The following is a 15,598-nucleotide window of genomic DNA, read 5'->3' on the forward strand; positions in this document are numbered from 1 at the left end:
GTATAAATAATTTTATTCTACACATAATATTGTATGAATTCAACATTAGCCTTCTTCGATTAATTTTTTTACCAGGGATATTTTAAATCCCTGGTTTTTTAATTATCTTTTAAATTACATCAAAAAAGCTTATTTGATCACTTTCTGGAAGACCTTTTAAACAGCCAAACTTTTTAAGTAAATCTACAGCAGAATTTCCAATTTTAGCACGTTTCTTTACATCCTCTATAGAGCTGAATTGCTCTTCTCGTGCTGCACTAAATATACTTTCCGCTGCGATATTTCCCATGCCAGATATACTATTTATAGGTGGTCTTAAACCATCTTCCTCTACTATAAATTTGGTAGCATGAGATTTATACAAATCAATTGGTAAGAATTTAAATCCCCTCTCATACATTTCCAGAACTATCTCTAAGTCATCATACATATCCTTATCCTTAGGAGTGGCTTGATTACCCATGATTTGAATTTCTCTCATCTTTTCTATAACCTTTTCTTTTCCAAATATCATAAATTCACTGTCAAAGGCCTTTGCTCTAATAGTAAAGTATGCTGCATAATAAGCCTTTGGTATGTGAACCTTAAACCAGGCTATTCTAAATGCCATCATTACATAAGCTGCAGCATGAGCTTTAGGAAACATATATTTTATCTTTTTACAGGAATCTATGTACCATTCCGGTACTTTATGTTCTCTCATTAAAGCTTCATACTCTGCCCATTTTTCAGGCTGCTTCGATACTTTTCCTTTACGTACCAGCTCCATTATCTTAAATGCACTATTTGGCGGCAGACCTTTTTTGATAAGATAAATCATAATATCATCCCTGGTACATATTGCTTCACTTAATGTAACTATTCCATCATCAATTAAGTCCTTTGCATTTCCAAGCCACACATCGGTACCATGAGAAAGTCCTGATATACATATTAAATCAGAAAATGCTTTTGGCATTGTATCTACAAGCATTCCCCTTACAAACTTAGTACCAAATTCAGGAATACCAAAGGTTCCTACCTTAGAATTTATCTGTTCTGGTGTTACTCCTAGAGCTTCTGTAGATGAAAATATAGACATAGTCTCCTTATCATCCATCGGTATCTCATGGGGATTCACCCCAGTTATATCCTGCAGCATTCTTATAACTGTTGGATCATCGTGTCCAAGTATATCAAGCTTCAATAAGTTCTGGTCAATAGAGTGATAATCAAAATGTGTGGTTATAATATCTGAATTAGGATCGTCTGCAGGATGCTGTACAGGGCAAAATTCAAAGATTTCACGCCCCTTTGGCACAACTATAATTCCTCCCGGATGCTGTCCAGTGGTTCTTTTTATACCTGTACAACCTGCTGAGATTCTTGTTATTTCTGCCTTGTTTACTGGAATATTCTTTTCATCAAAGTACTTTTTTACGTATCCAAAAGCCGTCTTTTCTGCTATAGTACCTATAGTTCCAGCTTTAAAGGTTGTGCCTTTTCCAAAAATAACCTCTGTATATTTATGAGCCTTTGCCTGATATTCTCCTGAAAAGTTTAAATCTATATCTGGCTCCTTATCTCCATTGAAGCCTAAAAAGGTTTCAAAAGGTATATCTATACCATCCTTAGCTAGCTTTTCTCCACAAACAGGACACACTTTATCCGGTAAGTCAAATCCATTTTTAACACCGTAATCTGAAAAGTCCGAATACTTGCATTTAGGACACCTATAATGAGGTGGCAGAGAATTTACTTCCGTTATACCGGTCATATTTGCTACAAAAGAGGAACCAACAGATCCTCTAGAACCTACTAGATAGCCATCTTCATTTGATTTCCATACTAGCTTTTGAGCAATAATATACATTACAGAAAATCCATTTTTTATAATAGATTCCAGCTCCCTATCCAATCTGGACTGAACAATTTCTGGCAGTGGATCTCCATACAGTTCATGGGCCTTCTTATAAGCAATGTCCTTAATAGTCTGTTCACAGCCATCTATATGTGGTGGACATTTCTCCGGTGAAATAGGACTAATTGGCTCACACATATCTGATATCTTATTGGTATTTGTAACTACCACCTCATAGGCCTTTTCTTTTCCCAAATAAGAAAATTCCTCAAGCATCTCCTCTGTAGTTTTTAAATACAATGGAGCCTGATTATCTGCATCCTTAAATCCCTGTCCTGCTTCCAGTATACGTCTGTATATCTCATCCTCCGGGTCCATGAAGTGAACATCTCCTGTAGCAACTACAAGTTTATTTAACTTTTCTCCCAGGGCTACAATTTTTTTATTAATTTCCTCTAGATATTCTTTACCAGGTACCTGCTCTGTCCTTACTAAATAATCATTATTTCCTAGAGGCTGAATCTCCAAATAATCGTATCCTTTTGCTAATTCTTCAATTTCCTCATCGGATTTTCCAAGTAGTATTGCTTGATACAGTTCACCTTCACTACAGGCACTACCAAGAATTAAGCCCTCAGAATATTTTTTATACAAACTCTTTAATATACGAGGTTTTTTATAAAAATAATCCAAATGAGAATAAGATACCAGCTTATATAAATTCTTTAATCCCACATAATCCTTTGCTAGTATTATTGCATGATAAGTTTTAAGCTTTTTATACTCTTCCTTTTTAGCTGCCTCATCACGGCCATATATATCTATATCTTTAAGGTTTTCTGCTCCCCTTTCTTTTAGCTTTTCAAGCATTACATTAAACACCTTAACAGTAGTTGCCACATCATCCAAAGCTCTATGGGCAACTTCCACCTTTATACCAAGGTTTTTAGCAATTCTCCCTAATTTATAGGTTTTAAAATCAGGGAAGACCTCCTGTGCTAAGGACAAAGTATCTACATATGTAAAATCAAAGTCACACCCTAAAATTTTGGCATTATGCTTTAAAAATCCCACATCAAATTCAGCATTATGTGCAACCAAAACACTATCCTTTATAAAATCTAGCATTTTAGGAAATACCTGCTCTATGGTTTCTGCATTTCTTACCATATCATCAGTTATATTTGTAACCTCTACAACTCTTAATGGAATTGGCTTTTCAGGGTTTACAAAAGTGCTGAATGTGTCTATTACCTTTCCATCCTTGATTTTCATGATTCCTATTTCAGTAATTTTTTCTGTTACTGGCGAAAATCCTGTGGTTTCTAAATCCAATACACAATAAGTGGTATCAATACTCTGTCCTTTAGGATTTGTTACAGATGGCTTTTTATCTGGTGCCAGATAAGCCTCGACCCCATATATAATCTTCATATCTGGATTATCTCTTCCTAAAAGTTTATGTGCTTCAGGAAAAGCCTGAACTACTCCATGATCTGTTATAGCAATTGATTTCATGCCCCAGCTCATAGCTCTTTTAATTAAATCAGTAGCACTAGTCATAGCATCCATCTGGCTCATTTGCGTATGCATGTGAAGTTCTACCCTCTTCACCTCAGATTTATCTTGTCTTTGAACTTTCTTCATGCCTTCTGTTTCAATTATAGTATTGGCAATAATCTCAATTTCCTGAGAAAACTTGCTATAACCTGAGTTTCCAGAAAGCCTAATACCCTTAGCCTTTTTAAGTCTTGATAATACCTCACTGTCTTCACCGGGCTTGCAAAATACCTTACAGGTCATGGAACTTGAACCATCATACAAGTCAAAGGAAATTAGTATTTTTCCACTTCGGAGTTCCTTTGTCTCCATGTTGGATATTTCACCTTCTATAGCTATCCTACCTTCATCTGGTGTGATATCAGTAATTTTTACTACAGGCTCTCTAATACTATTACTTCTACCTAATATCAAGAATGGATTATTAGTTTTTTTCCTATGATTTTCTACTTTCGTTTCCTGATTTTTTTCTACAGGCTTATTTGGCAATTTAGACACATTATTGCTTCGTGCACTATTAATTTCCTTTTTAATAAACAGCATTTCGCTTTCACGTTTATCCTCTTCAAACTTTATTAATTCTTCACTTCCTAATTTATCAACAAAGTTTATTTTATATTCTGTACCGTACATGCTTTTTATAGCCTTAGAAATTTTTTTATCATAATCCATAGATTTTAGAAACTCTGATACTGAAATTTTTAAATTGAAGTTTATGGTATTTCCATTTACTTCATATTCACTATTATTTAAGAGTATTGCTCTTAAAGCAGGGTGCTTATCTGCCACCAAAAATATAATATTTTTCAATTCATCTTCTATGGGTTTTTTATCTGTATCTTCAGCATACCTTACATCAATTTTAGAATTCTTTAGTGAAAACCTTTCTCTTATAAATTTATTAAGACGCTGGATTTCTTTTATTTCAATATACTTATCTGAGTTAATTTTCATTTCTAAAGTTTTGGTTTTTTTACTTAATACTACAGATTCTACAATGGCAGCATTTATGTTACCTTCTGTTTCATAATCACTAAAAATTTCATTTATTCTTTTCATACTACTTTTTAACCTTCTCCCAAAAATTTTTAGTATGTTACTATTATATAAGATAATCTTATGCCTTGTCATGTAGGGAAAAAGTGTGTATAACACCGTTTATCCATTTTCACTACTTTCTTGCAATTATATTATATCCTATCTAAATAGGAAGTTATCATAATTTTATTGTTCTTTTCATCAAAATGAACTTACCTCAGAATTATGATAAGCTTAAAATATCTTCAATATGATATAATATCTACAATAGAACTCTGTTTATATTAAAAAATTATGAAAAATTAGTGAGGAGAAATACTAATGGTAAATATGTTATTTAGCTTATATAATTTTAATGATACTTGGGCAAAAGATGCAGTATCAAAATATATAAATTGTAGTAATAAGGTTCTAATAATTCCATTTTCTTTTGGTGAAAACATAAAAAACAATGTGGATTGGCAAAATGAGTTTGGCAAAGATAATGGAGATCACTATAAAGCTATCATAAAACCTTTTTTAAGCTACGGAATCAAGGGAAAAAATATAAACTGCATAAATTATTTTGAAGACACAAAGGAAAATGCAAAAATCAAAATAAAAAACAGTGATATACTATTTTTCACTGGAGGTCTGCCTGATAAAATGATGTGCCGTTTAAAGGAGTTTGATTTAATAAATGAAATTGAAAACTTTACCGGAACAATTATTGGCAGTAGTGCTGGAGCAATGATTCAGATAAAAGAGTATCATATCACTCCCGATGAAGATTACGATACATTCTCATATAATGAAGGATTAAATTTCATTAAAGATTTTGACATTGAAGTTCATTATAAAGGAACAGAAATACAAAAAAACTATATAAATAAAGTACTAAATGAAAAAACAGATTTAATATATGCAATTAAAAATACTGGTGGAATAATTGTTGATAATAACTCCATTAAATTATTGGGAGACACGCAGACATTTAGTAGATAATTTTATCCGATGACTAACTGCTCTAATACTCCCACCTGTCCAAGTTGGAGTAAAGAGCAGCTACGTCCCTGGATAACGATTTCTAAGCATCAGGTGGAGTCAAAACTCCATCTGATGCCAAGAACTCTGTTTATAGAATCTAAGTTTAGCAAAATTAAATTTTATAAATTATTCAAATAATGTTCACAAACCGGAAACAATTGTATATAATATAAATAAGAGATATATTAAACTATTTCAAATTTAGTTAAAATGTGGATGTTCTGTAAACGTATACTTAAATAAGAATTAATGAAAAGAAGATTTTTGTTTAAGTATAAAATTAATATAAGGAGGTGTATATTGATGGCAAACTTAGGTTCTCTAGGACAAAAATCAATAGAAAAAGATCATACTGTACAGCCGCCAATCGAAGAATTAGACAAACTTAATGATAGGCCTGTACCAGAAGATGACATACCACCTGCAGTATTAGTTGTGTTTGCAGTTATTCCTATGGCTATATTGCTTATATTATTCACGTTTTTTAATTAGCATTCAATATTTACAATTTAAATATCTGCATTATAAAAATAAGCACTGGTTTCAGCCAGTGCTCACTTTTATCTGATTTAAATTATCAATTCTTTAGCATATGGTAGAGTTTCAATCCACTTACAAAATTCTCGCCATTCTGGTAATCTATGATTTCTTCTCTGGCTATATACACCCTTTAAGCATCTATAATTAGTAGTTAACCTTGCAGTAAGTTCAAATCCTGCAGGATTAGAGTATAGAAGCTTTAAATAATCTTCTTTGTCCTGAGTTTTATTGTATGTATTCTTTAATTCTTCTATAATGTCAATAATCCTTTTATCTACATATTCATTATACTGCTTAGATAAATCAAATTTTGATATTCTATGCATTGTACTCTGACTGCTTACAAAAGTAATAAATCTATATCTTTCTAATTCAACCCATGCCTTATTAGTAAATGTTAAATCAAAGGCAACACGTATTCCTGACAAAAATTGATCATGAGCTTCCCCTTTAGGTGATTTAGCTAGACTTTTAACCCTATCTGTAATATCAGAATTACATTTATCAGTATCTACTGCCATAGGATATTTACTTGCTCTTATGCTTTCTTCTAGATCATATACTTTTAAATTTTCTATTTTCATTATTTTACCTTTCATCCTTCCTTAACTCATATATTCTATACTAAGTTTATCATCTTTTATTAGAACTAACCAGTAACTTTGTTTCAAAAATGGTAATTCTATATTCCCGATACTTCATATTTGAATAAATTATAATATAATGGCAAATAGAGTGGATGCACACATTCACTCTATTTTTGGGTATTTTGCAATATAATATTACTTTCATCAATACGTTTTAATATATATTTTTTTAGCATTTCATAAAACAATATATCAGTCTCATTATTTCTTTTATGTCTATTTTCATGTTCACTATTTAAACTTCTATGAAATTCATTATTAGATTTGATAATTGAATGAACTCGCATTTTATCACCCCCAATTATATATACGAAACGTACATCACTTTTTATGGTATCCTTAAGTAAATTTTCTAATGAATTTAAATCTTTCCTGTCTTAAAAAAGTAAAAGAAAAGCACCCGTTGAATTGAACTGCTTCCTGTCAAGTAGACAGGAAGCAGTTCAATTTTCAATCGAGTGTTTTTCTTTACTATACTTGTAAAATCTAAAGGAAGCAATGATTTTTATTGGTAACCGTCATATAAAGTTTCTAATGTTGTAACTACATCTTGTTCCGTAATTGTTCCTCCAAATGACATACATAGTGGTTCTTTATAAATCATAGGTTTTGCAGCTAATATCTGTTCCTTCGTAAATCCTTGCTCTTTAAAAGAAGGAATTTGTATTTCTTTGCACAACTTTCTAACTGCATTACCTACTGCTTTTCCAATTGCTTCTGGTTCTTCTGATGAAAAAGTAACTCCCATTATTTCTCCAATTTTTTTCATTTTCTCAGGATATGTTTTAGCAGCAAATTCTATAATAGCTGGAGTTACTAACGCACAGCATATACCATGAGAAATATGGTACATATGCCCCAAGGCATGTGCTGTTGAATGTCCCATATGCACTCCTGACTCATTAAATGCAATACCTGCAAAATTACTTGCTAGGGCTAAATTTTCTCTTGCTTCTGCATTGTTTATATCTTTTACTGCAATTGGCAGCCATTTTGTTATTAATCGAATAGCTTCGTAAGCTAACAAATCAGAATGTGGTGTATTTTTTCCTTCCGTTAATGCTTCGTTGGCATGTGAAAATGCATCCATTCCTGTAAATGCCGTAATAAATGCCGGACATCCAACTGTAAGTTCTGGATCTACAATTGCATAATCAGGGGGACAAGGAAGTCCAATTTTGCATTGCATTGTTTCCGAGGAAATAACTGATACAAAGGTACTCTCTGAACCTGTTCCTGAAGTTGTAGGAATTAATAGCATTGTAACTGGTTTTACTGCATAATTCTTTTGACCAGTTAAATAAAGTATAATTTCCTGTAATACTTCATCACCATTTGGAATTACTGCTGCAATGGCTTTTGCACTGTCAAGCGTACTACCGCCCCCAAGTCCTACAATACCATCAACTGCTTTTTCCCTACCTATAGCTGCTGCCGCTGTTACTGTATAATCAGGGCAATCTGTTTCTACGCCATCCCATATAACAACTTGCACATCCTCCTCTCTTATAATATTAGCTACTTTTTCTGCATAACCAATTTCTGAAATTTTCTTATCTGTTACTAATAATACTTTGTTCATACCCAATTCTTTTGCTTTTTTACCTACTTGCTGTAAAGTTCCATTTCCAAAAAGTACTGGTGATAGTTGTGTGTAAACTCCTGATTTTAACATTTATCATTTCCCCCTTTTTTAACCTATTATTTTTATAATTCAAATGCTGCTTTATATCCGCTGCCAACAGCTGCCTCAATACGCCCTGCTTTTGCCGCATCGCCAAGCAATACAACCTTGTCAAATACTGTCTTTATTTCTTCTACCAATTCTTTATTAGATGCTGTTCCCAAAGAAACTACTACTGCATCAAAATCAAAATTTTTGGTTTCCTTAGTATTTGTCGTTTCTACTGTCACATTAGTTCCATCAATTTTTACCAACTTATGCTTTGGATATAGTTTAATTTCATGTTCTGCTATTCTTCCCATAACATCAATCAAGTTTTGAAAAAATATTCCCGGTCCTATTTCATCTGCCATTTCAAATACTGTTACCTTATTGCCTTGTGATCCCAATAATTCTGCAGTCTCAATTCCTGTCATTCCTGAACCAATAACACCAACCTTTTTACCTTTAAGTGTTACTTTTCCACTCAAAATATCTACTGGTGTATAAACCTTTTCTCCATCAAGTCCTGGAATAGATCTTGGCATTATAGGATTAGATCCTTGTGCAACAAATACTGCGTAGGGGTTTAATGCCTTTATTTCATCTATTGTTGGTGCATGATTTGTTTTTACCTCAACACCAAGTTCATCCAATTGCCCCTTTTGGTAATCAATTAACCATGCTGTTTTTTCCTTTTTAGGAGGCTTAGAAGCATATACAATTTGTCCACCAACCTTAGAATTCTTTTCAAAAACAATTGGCTTGAATTCACGTTTTGCTAATATACGAGCTGCTTCCATTCCTGATGGTCCGGCACCAATAACTACAACTACACGTCCCTTACCATCTTTCTTTAATAGGTGGTCTCCATATTGATTTTCTCTGCCTCCCTGATAATTAATTGCACATGCCATAGGTGCTGGTCCCATATCTGCAGACATTAACGTTTCCATACAATACAAGCAAGAGATACATTTTCTAATACTTTTTTCTTTTCCCTCTTGTGCCTTATTTCCCCATTCTGGGTCAGCAAAGAATTGTCTGGCTGATCCTATAAAATCTACTTTTTCTTCTTCAAGAACCTTCTCTGCAAATTCTGGCTCACGAATTACAGATACACCAATTACCGGGATAGAAACTGACTCTTTAATCTTAGCTGGAATATTAATTTTCCATCCTTGATCAAAACCAACTGGTTCCCAAGATGTATTCATTGTTTCATAAATACCACAGCTTACATCAAGTGCATCAACTCCTTGTGCCTCTAAATGCTTTGCAATCTTTACGCCTTCATCTAAATGTATTCCTAATTCTGGATGTCCAGCATAACCCATACATTCATCTGCAGAGTATCTTACAATAATAGGATAATTTGATCCACATTCCTTACGAACTCCTGCAATAATCTCATCTAAAAATCTCATGCGGTTTTCAAAACTTCCACCATATTCGTCCGTTCTTTTATTCGTATACGGGCTTAAAAATTGACCAATCATATAACCATGTGCTCCATGAAGTTCAACTGCGTCAATTCCAGCTTTCTGCAGCCTTTTAGCTCCCTGAATGAATCTGTCGATTGTATCTTTAATTTCTTCTTTTGTCATCTCATGAGTTGGTTGATGAACCACCTGACATTCTGTAACACTAGGTGCTTGCATGGTTGTATTTCCATTAACTACCGCTATACCCTGGCGACCTGGATGATAAATTTGAACAGCTATGACTGAGCCATATTTATGGATTTCATCTGCCATTCTTTTTAATCCCTCAATGTATTTATCATCATCTACTGCTATCTGCCTACAATTTCCTTTTCCAATTTCTAAATTGATGCAAGCACACTCTGTAATTACAAGGCCTACTCCGCCTTTTGCTCGTTCTCCATAAAATGCTATATCTGATTCTGAAACACTTCCATCTGCTTCTGCCAAATGGTTACCCATTGCAGTCATAACTATTCTATTTGGCACAGTCATTGATCCAATATTTTTTGACGAAAATAATTTTTGATACATATTTTTTCTCCCTCCAAGCTGTATATTTTTAAATTACTTGCCTATTTTTTTTAACACCCCAAGCCAACATCAGTATAGTTAAGGCAGCTGCCACAACTGCTCCTATAATAAAACACATAAAGTTTACACTGCGGCCGCCGCTAATTGATGCGGCAATTGGATTAATAATATATGGGCAACAAAATTGGCCAAAATTTTGTGCACAGGTTACAACTGAAATTGCCATACCTGCTGAAAATACATCTACAGACATCCCTGTATTGATAAAAATACCAGGTAAAGCAGCAGAAACGGCCATACCAACAAGTATGCTGCCAATATGGCACACAATCATACTGTTAGCAAATGCTATGACTACATAAGCTACTGCCAGCATCAAACACCCAACTGCAATTGCACAGTTTTTAGTCCTCTTTGCCAGACTGCCATATAACAATCCCATAATAATACCGCCAATTGCAAAGAATGCTAATCCTAGTCCTGAATCTGCAGCAGTTCCAAGATTTTTTTCTGTTACAAGAAACGACAATGAAATAGAATATACTTGTACACTGATAAATAGGATAAACATGAATATAACCCATCCCCATGTAGCACTTGTAAGCTTTGTTTTTTGCACATCACCTGTTGTTGTCATTTTTTCCGGTTTTGTATTTGGTACCATAACTGCTACTAAAATAAGTGATATGATTGCAAGCAGATGAACATAAAATACATAATTCCATCTCACTTCTGTCAGCCACCCACCTGCAAATACCATAATAGCCGCTCCTGCCATTTGGCTTGCTTGTAACGTACCCTGTACTTTTTGTTGTTCAACTCCGCTAAAATTCTCAGCAACAATTGCAGTACTAACAACTTGACATATGCCTATACCAACACCAAGTATCCCTCTCATAATCAGAATAGTTGTAAAAGATGTCATAAATGCAGGTGCTGCTCCACCTATAAGGAAAATTATAATGCCTGCTAGTGCAATATTCTTTTTGGAAATCGTTTGCATAAGCTTGCCGACTACAATAGTTGTAGGTATAATTACAATACATGGTATTGAAATTAGATTCTGAATCATCGTTTGTGACGCTTCAGGAAATTTAGCTCCTATTGTCGATAAAGAACTAGAAATGCCGATAACACCCATCATTAATAATCCAATGCCGTAGATTCCTAACTTGATTTTACTTTTTGCATTTTCCATAAACATTTCTCTCCTTTCATATAGTAGGGTTATTTCTTAAACTAATTTTATCACGTACCTACCTTTCAATGCATCGTCTAAAAGTGAAATTGTTAAATTATTATCATTAAATATATTGCATTTTATTTTTATAATTTATTGATAATTCATTAACTCTAGTTTGCAATAAATTGCAATATACTTCATAATGTCGCATGTTTAGACACCTATCATCTTGCTTGTTTACACTACTTACTATATAATTTAATAAAGACTATATTATGGAGGAATTATTATGGCAGTAAAAATTAGCAGCTTATTAGAATTTCTTTCAGAATTTAAACCAACTTCTACATGTAAATGTTATCATGAGGTGCGTACTTTTCGTTTGTTAAATAACAATTTAAGTGACTTACATTCAGACTGTATATACATAGGTAAAGCTTCTCAACTACCATCTATTCAAACAACTGTACCAACAACATTTTTGCTGATAAAGGATAGTGACACTTTTGCATATGATTCTTTAGTCCCTAAATGTGACTATATCTATGTTGAACCTAGTACAGACCTTAATATGCTATTTAACTCAGTACAGGATTACTTTGATAATGCTATGTACGTATCTGAATGTGCTCTCAAAATTATGCAATTAAATAAGAATACTTCTACTTTGCAGGAAGTACTTGATTTAGGCCTGGAGTTATTAGGGAATCCTCTCTTGCTAGTAGATGTTTCACTTTGTTTTATCGCTCATGCTGGTGGTAATACCGTCATTAATGAACCTTTATGGGAATGGACATTATCTAAAGGATATGTAACCGAAGAATATGTTAACTCTGTAATGATGGATGGATTAGCTGATGAAAGAACATATCCACAAAAACCTCTTTTAATATGGGAAAAGGGTATTTTAAATCATGACCAATTAGTTTTTCGTATTTTATACAATAATACTCCTGTAGGATATCTTAAAACATTAGCATATAATAAGCCAATATCTGAAACAGACCAACAGATTATTACACTCATAGGAAATTGTCTTTGCCAGTTTTTAACTAATAACCATGCAGAGCAGGCTTCTTGTTCTCCCCTAATAGAATCATTTTTAATATCTCTATTAAATGAAAAATTATATGATCGTAATGCAATTAATGAACGTATACACCAATTTAATTTGAAATTATACGATAATTTGATATTGATAGTTATTGAACTAAAAAATGACCTTTTACAAGACAAAGATAAAGCTTTTCTATTTAAACGAAAGCTTCAAAACTTCTTAGGACGAGATAACATTGTATATTACGATAATCACCTTGTAGCTCTTTATGATTATAAATCAAACGAACCGTTCACAGAATTTGAATGGACTAATTTTGAAAATCTATTACATTCTTTTAATTGTCGTGCTGGTATTAGCTTACTATTTAACAATCTTTATTCATTACCTGAATGTTACCGTTCTGCTTGTGAAGCACTGCATACCGGTTGGAAATTACATTTTTCTAAACCGATTATTAAATATTCAGATATTATTCTTCAGCATGTTTTCTTGACTTATGCCAATCAGAAGGATTTGTCACCTTTGATTCATCCAGCTATAAAAACTTTACAAGAACTGGAATCAGATAAATGTCACATGTTACTAGAAACCATAAAAGCATACATTACCAATAGGTTAGAAATTGTACCAACTGCTAAATCATTATTTACTCACTATAATACAATAAAATATAGACTTAATCGAATTGTAGAATTAACAGGACTAAATTTTACAGACTATCAGACTATATTTCAATTACAATTATCATTTCTTATTATGGACATGCTTGAACAGCTAAAAAAAACTGATGAGTAAATTTAGAATCTTCTAATGCAAAATAAGCACCTATTTTAACCAGTGCTTATTTTGCATATTTGAATTATCTTACTAAAATTATTTCAGATGTTAAACTTGTCATTTTTTCTATTAACTATTGTTTTTGTTCAGCCGTCATTTGATCACCTTTTAATGTAATGTATGACACTTTTATTTGATTATATTCTTTACTTAGACACTAAAGACTCCAATAATTTCCCCATACTATTAGCTTTAAGGATTGTATCTTCCTGCTCTTCAAAACTAGGTGGAAGATGTTTCTTTTCGATTTTATCCAAAATACCATATTTCTTAACCACATTCCCTGCATTACATTTGTGACCAAATCCACATGTGTAACATTGGGAATATCCATGAGCGGATACAGCACCAACTACTGACATCTTATTAACCATCATAGATTTTTTTATAATCATATTGACTAAACTGGCTCCTTGCTCACTATAGCTAGCACTGACTGCTATACCAAACTTGCCAGATAAACTAAAAGCTTCTCTGTGTCGAAAGCAAAAAGTTCTTTCCAAGCATGCATGGCCAAGAGCATTTATAGTCCCTCCATAATTAGGCGCCCCAAAAACAATTGCATTTGCCATTAACATTTTTTCTGCTATTTCATTCCAGTCATCTTTAACTTTACACTGATTATCAGCGGCGCAAAGTGTGCATCCAATACAACCATTAATTTTCTTGCCTGACAATGAAATGTATTCATACTCTGAATTACTTGCTTCCAATATAGCTTTCACTGTCTTGCTAGTAATCCCATCTTTTCTGCCGCTTGCACTAATTCCTAAAATCATATATCCATCCCCTTAATATATTTAGTGTACATTACTATACTAAGTGCTATCCTTATGTGACTGTCACCTAGCTTATGATGATAATATTATCTGTTATTTGCATTAAATAGTATTCTATATTGAATTAAAAATTCCTTTTCTAGAACTTATCTTTTGCAAAGAAATCATTACAGTTAATATACAAAAATAAAACCTAAAATAGCTTTTACACTACTCTAGATTTTATCCGATGACTACCTGCTCTAATACTCCCGCTTCTCCAAGTGGTAGTAAAGAGCAGCTACGTCCCTGGATAACGATTTCTAAGCATCAGGGTGGAGTCAAAACTCCATCTGATGCCAAGAACTCTATTTATTTTTTATTGAACTCTGTTTACGATACGTTACCTCCAGCTGCTGTATCAGCCTTTTGTACAGGAGTTACAGTATTCTGTATATTAGCTAGCTTTTGCTTCAACTTTTCATTTTCTTTCTGTACTTCAGCTAAATCCTGCTGAACCTTTTGAATTTGTGCATTTTTTTCAGTTTCTGTAGGAATAGCATGTCCTAAGTCATTTACTGCCTCTTGGATAAAATCACTAATAAGCTTTTTTTGGTTCATTGTAGGTTCCACATTAATTTCTTTAAGTGCAGCATATACCGTGTTCTGAGCGGCCTTAAATCTGTCTTCATCAGTTTGTAATATTCCTGAATGGTATAGTTGTTCAGCTGCTTTTACACCTGCTTTTGCTTTTTGTTCCATCCAATCTATTAAACTTCCAGCAGGTTTTAGAGCAGGGAAAGTCTCTGAAATTTTTATAAGTGGTTCTGCTGCAGTTAAAACTTGTTCTGTTGTATTTAATACCTTGTCTACATTAATATTCCTTTTGTTCAAATAAGGTGCTAACCCAAATATGCCTCCGATTACACCAACTAATACTCCACCTATGGCTACAATATCATTTACGCTAATCATATAATTTTCCTCCACTTTAAATATATCAACACCCCACTTTTAAAGTATTCATCAAACTTCTAATTTGTTCATGTAGGTTTTCTATTTTTAATATAAAAAGATCTGTAAAACACTCAATATAGCTTAGTGTGAATTCAGTCAAAAATTTTAGTATTATATTTTCTATATTGTAAATAATATTAATCAAAGTAGATGATAAGGGAGGAATTGATATATGAATTCACAAGCAAGAGATAATATTCATAAAGTAAAAGAATCATTGAAAAGTGCTCAGCAAGGTTTGCAAATGGCTGCAAATGAGGTGGAAAATTCTAATATTAAAAATCAAATAAATACTCAGTTAAACCAAGTTTCTACTTGTCTTGACGAATGTGAAAAAATAGCTTCTGGATTAAGTCAATACAAAAACTACCATCCATAAAAAACATCGTATAACACAAACTATTAAAGCCA

12 protein-coding genes are annotated in these 15,598 nt (G+C 32.9%); 4 read left to right on the forward strand and 8 right to left on the reverse strand.

The genetic code is table 11. The features are described from left to right. Nucleotides 1–109: 109 nt before the first annotated feature. A complete protein-coding gene (gene polC / locus CLAU_RS05095; protein WP_023162099.1) occupies nucleotides 110–4,459 on the reverse strand; it encodes a DNA polymerase III subunit alpha in 4,350 nt (1,449 codons plus the stop codon). A gap of 300 nt (nucleotides 4,460–4,759) precedes the next feature. On the opposite strand from polC, the gene CLAU_RS05100 reads away from it, so the two are divergent. After that, nucleotides 4,760–5,422, forward strand: coding sequence for a Type 1 glutamine amidotransferase-like domain-containing protein (locus tag CLAU_RS05100; RefSeq protein WP_023162100.1), 663 nt, complete (start codon nucleotides 4,760–4,762; stop codon nucleotides 5,420–5,422). Nucleotides 5,423–5,767: 345 nt separating this feature from the next. Then, nucleotides 5,768–5,956, forward strand: coding sequence for a hypothetical protein (locus CLAU_RS05105; RefSeq protein ID WP_023162101.1), 189 nt, complete (start codon nucleotides 5,768–5,770; stop codon nucleotides 5,954–5,956). A gap of 77 nt (nucleotides 5,957–6,033) precedes the next feature. On the opposite strand, the gene CLAU_RS05110 is transcribed toward CLAU_RS05105, so the two are convergent. From CLAU_RS05110 to CLAU_RS05130, 5 genes are all read right to left on the reverse strand, one after another. Next, nucleotides 6,034–6,603 carry a hypothetical protein gene (locus CLAU_RS05110; RefSeq protein ID WP_023162102.1) on the reverse strand — a complete coding sequence of 190 codons (570 nt, stop codon included), beginning with the start codon at nucleotides 6,601–6,603 and terminating at the stop codon, nucleotides 6,034–6,036. 155 nt (nucleotides 6,604–6,758) lie between these two features. Beyond that, on the reverse strand, nucleotides 6,759–6,938 hold the full coding sequence (locus CLAU_RS05115; protein ID WP_023162103.1) for a hypothetical protein: 180 nt from the start codon (nucleotides 6,936–6,938) through the stop codon (nucleotides 6,759–6,761). 218 nt (nucleotides 6,939–7,156) lie between these two features. Further along, nucleotides 7,157–8,326 carry an iron-containing alcohol dehydrogenase gene (locus CLAU_RS05120; protein WP_023162104.1) on the reverse strand — a complete coding sequence of 390 codons (1,170 nt, stop codon included), beginning with the start codon at nucleotides 8,324–8,326 and terminating at the stop codon, nucleotides 7,157–7,159. 32 nt (nucleotides 8,327–8,358) lie between these two features. Next, on the reverse strand, nucleotides 8,359–10,332 hold the full coding sequence (locus CLAU_RS05125) for an oxidoreductase (RefSeq protein ID WP_023162105.1): 1,974 nt from the start codon (nucleotides 10,330–10,332) through the stop codon (nucleotides 8,359–8,361). A 28-nt stretch (nucleotides 10,333–10,360) separates the two neighbouring features. Then, complete coding sequence (locus tag CLAU_RS05130; protein WP_023162106.1) at nucleotides 10,361–11,530, reverse strand: MFS transporter; 1,170 nt, start codon at nucleotides 11,528–11,530, stop codon at nucleotides 10,361–10,363. A 274-nt stretch (nucleotides 11,531–11,804) separates the two neighbouring features. On the opposite strand from CLAU_RS05130, the gene CLAU_RS05135 reads away from it, so the two are divergent. Further along, nucleotides 11,805–13,370 carry a PucR family transcriptional regulator gene (locus CLAU_RS05135; RefSeq protein WP_023162107.1) on the forward strand — a complete coding sequence of 522 codons (1,566 nt, stop codon included), beginning with the start codon at nucleotides 11,805–11,807 and terminating at the stop codon, nucleotides 13,368–13,370. A 188-nt stretch (nucleotides 13,371–13,558) separates the two neighbouring features. Here the strand turns inward: CLAU_RS05135 and CLAU_RS05140 are convergent, their stop codons facing one another. Further along, complete coding sequence (locus CLAU_RS05140; RefSeq protein WP_023162108.1) at nucleotides 13,559–14,191, reverse strand: flavodoxin family protein; 633 nt, start codon at nucleotides 14,189–14,191, stop codon at nucleotides 13,559–13,561. A gap of 372 nt (nucleotides 14,192–14,563) precedes the next feature. Beyond that, entirely contained in the window at nucleotides 14,564–15,145 is a 582-nt protein-coding gene (locus CLAU_RS05145; RefSeq protein WP_023162109.1) for a hypothetical protein, read from the reverse strand. Nucleotides 15,146–15,359: 214 nt separating this feature from the next. Here CLAU_RS05145 and CLAU_RS05150 point away from each other — a divergent pair, with 214 nt between their 5' ends. Beyond that, on the forward strand, nucleotides 15,360–15,566 hold the full coding sequence (locus CLAU_RS05150) for a hypothetical protein (protein ID WP_013239717.1): 207 nt from the start codon (nucleotides 15,360–15,362) through the stop codon (nucleotides 15,564–15,566). Nucleotides 15,567–15,598: the final 32 nt, after the last annotated feature.

The organism is Clostridium autoethanogenum DSM 10061 (genome assembly GCF_001484725.1).
In the GTDB taxonomy this organism is placed as follows: domain Bacteria; phylum Bacillota; class Clostridia; order Clostridiales; family Clostridiaceae; genus Clostridium_B; species Clostridium_B ljungdahlii.

What these genes read in the sequence shown, in the direction of transcription:
- CLAU_RS05145 (WP_023162109.1), bottom strand. Translation starts at nt 15,145, where the DNA reads ATGATTAGCGTAAATGATATTGTAGCCATAGGTGGAGTATTAGTTGGT.
- CLAU_RS05140 (WP_023162108.1), bottom strand. Translation starts at nt 14,191, where the DNA reads ATGATTTTAGGAATTAGTGCAAGCGGCAGAAAAGATGGGATTACTAGC.
- CLAU_RS05100 (WP_023162100.1), top strand. Translation starts at nt 4,760, where the DNA reads ATGGTAAATATGTTATTTAGCTTATATAATTTTAATGATACTTGGGCA.
- CLAU_RS05120 (WP_023162104.1), bottom strand. Translation starts at nt 8,326, where the DNA reads ATGTTAAAATCAGGAGTTTACACACAACTATCACCAGTACTTTTTGGA.
- CLAU_RS05135 (WP_023162107.1), top strand. Translation starts at nt 11,805, where the DNA reads ATGGCAGTAAAAATTAGCAGCTTATTAGAATTTCTTTCAGAATTTAAA.
- polC (WP_023162099.1), bottom strand. Translation starts at nt 4,459, where the DNA reads ATGAAAAGAATAAATGAAATTTTTAGTGATTATGAAACAGAAGGTAAC.
- CLAU_RS05150 (WP_013239717.1), top strand. Translation starts at nt 15,360, where the DNA reads ATGAATTCACAAGCAAGAGATAATATTCATAAAGTAAAAGAATCATTG.
- CLAU_RS05105 (WP_023162101.1), top strand. Translation starts at nt 5,768, where the DNA reads ATGGCAAACTTAGGTTCTCTAGGACAAAAATCAATAGAAAAAGATCAT.
- CLAU_RS05110 (WP_023162102.1), bottom strand. Translation starts at nt 6,603, where the DNA reads ATGAAAGGTAAAATAATGAAAATAGAAAATTTAAAAGTATATGATCTA.
- CLAU_RS05125 (WP_023162105.1), bottom strand. Translation starts at nt 10,332, where the DNA reads ATGTATCAAAAATTATTTTCGTCAAAAAATATTGGATCAATGACTGTG.
- CLAU_RS05115 (WP_023162103.1), bottom strand. Translation starts at nt 6,938, where the DNA reads ATGCGAGTTCATTCAATTATCAAATCTAATAATGAATTTCATAGAAGT.
- CLAU_RS05130 (WP_023162106.1), bottom strand. Translation starts at nt 11,530, where the DNA reads ATGGAAAATGCAAAAAGTAAAATCAAGTTAGGAATCTACGGCATTGGA.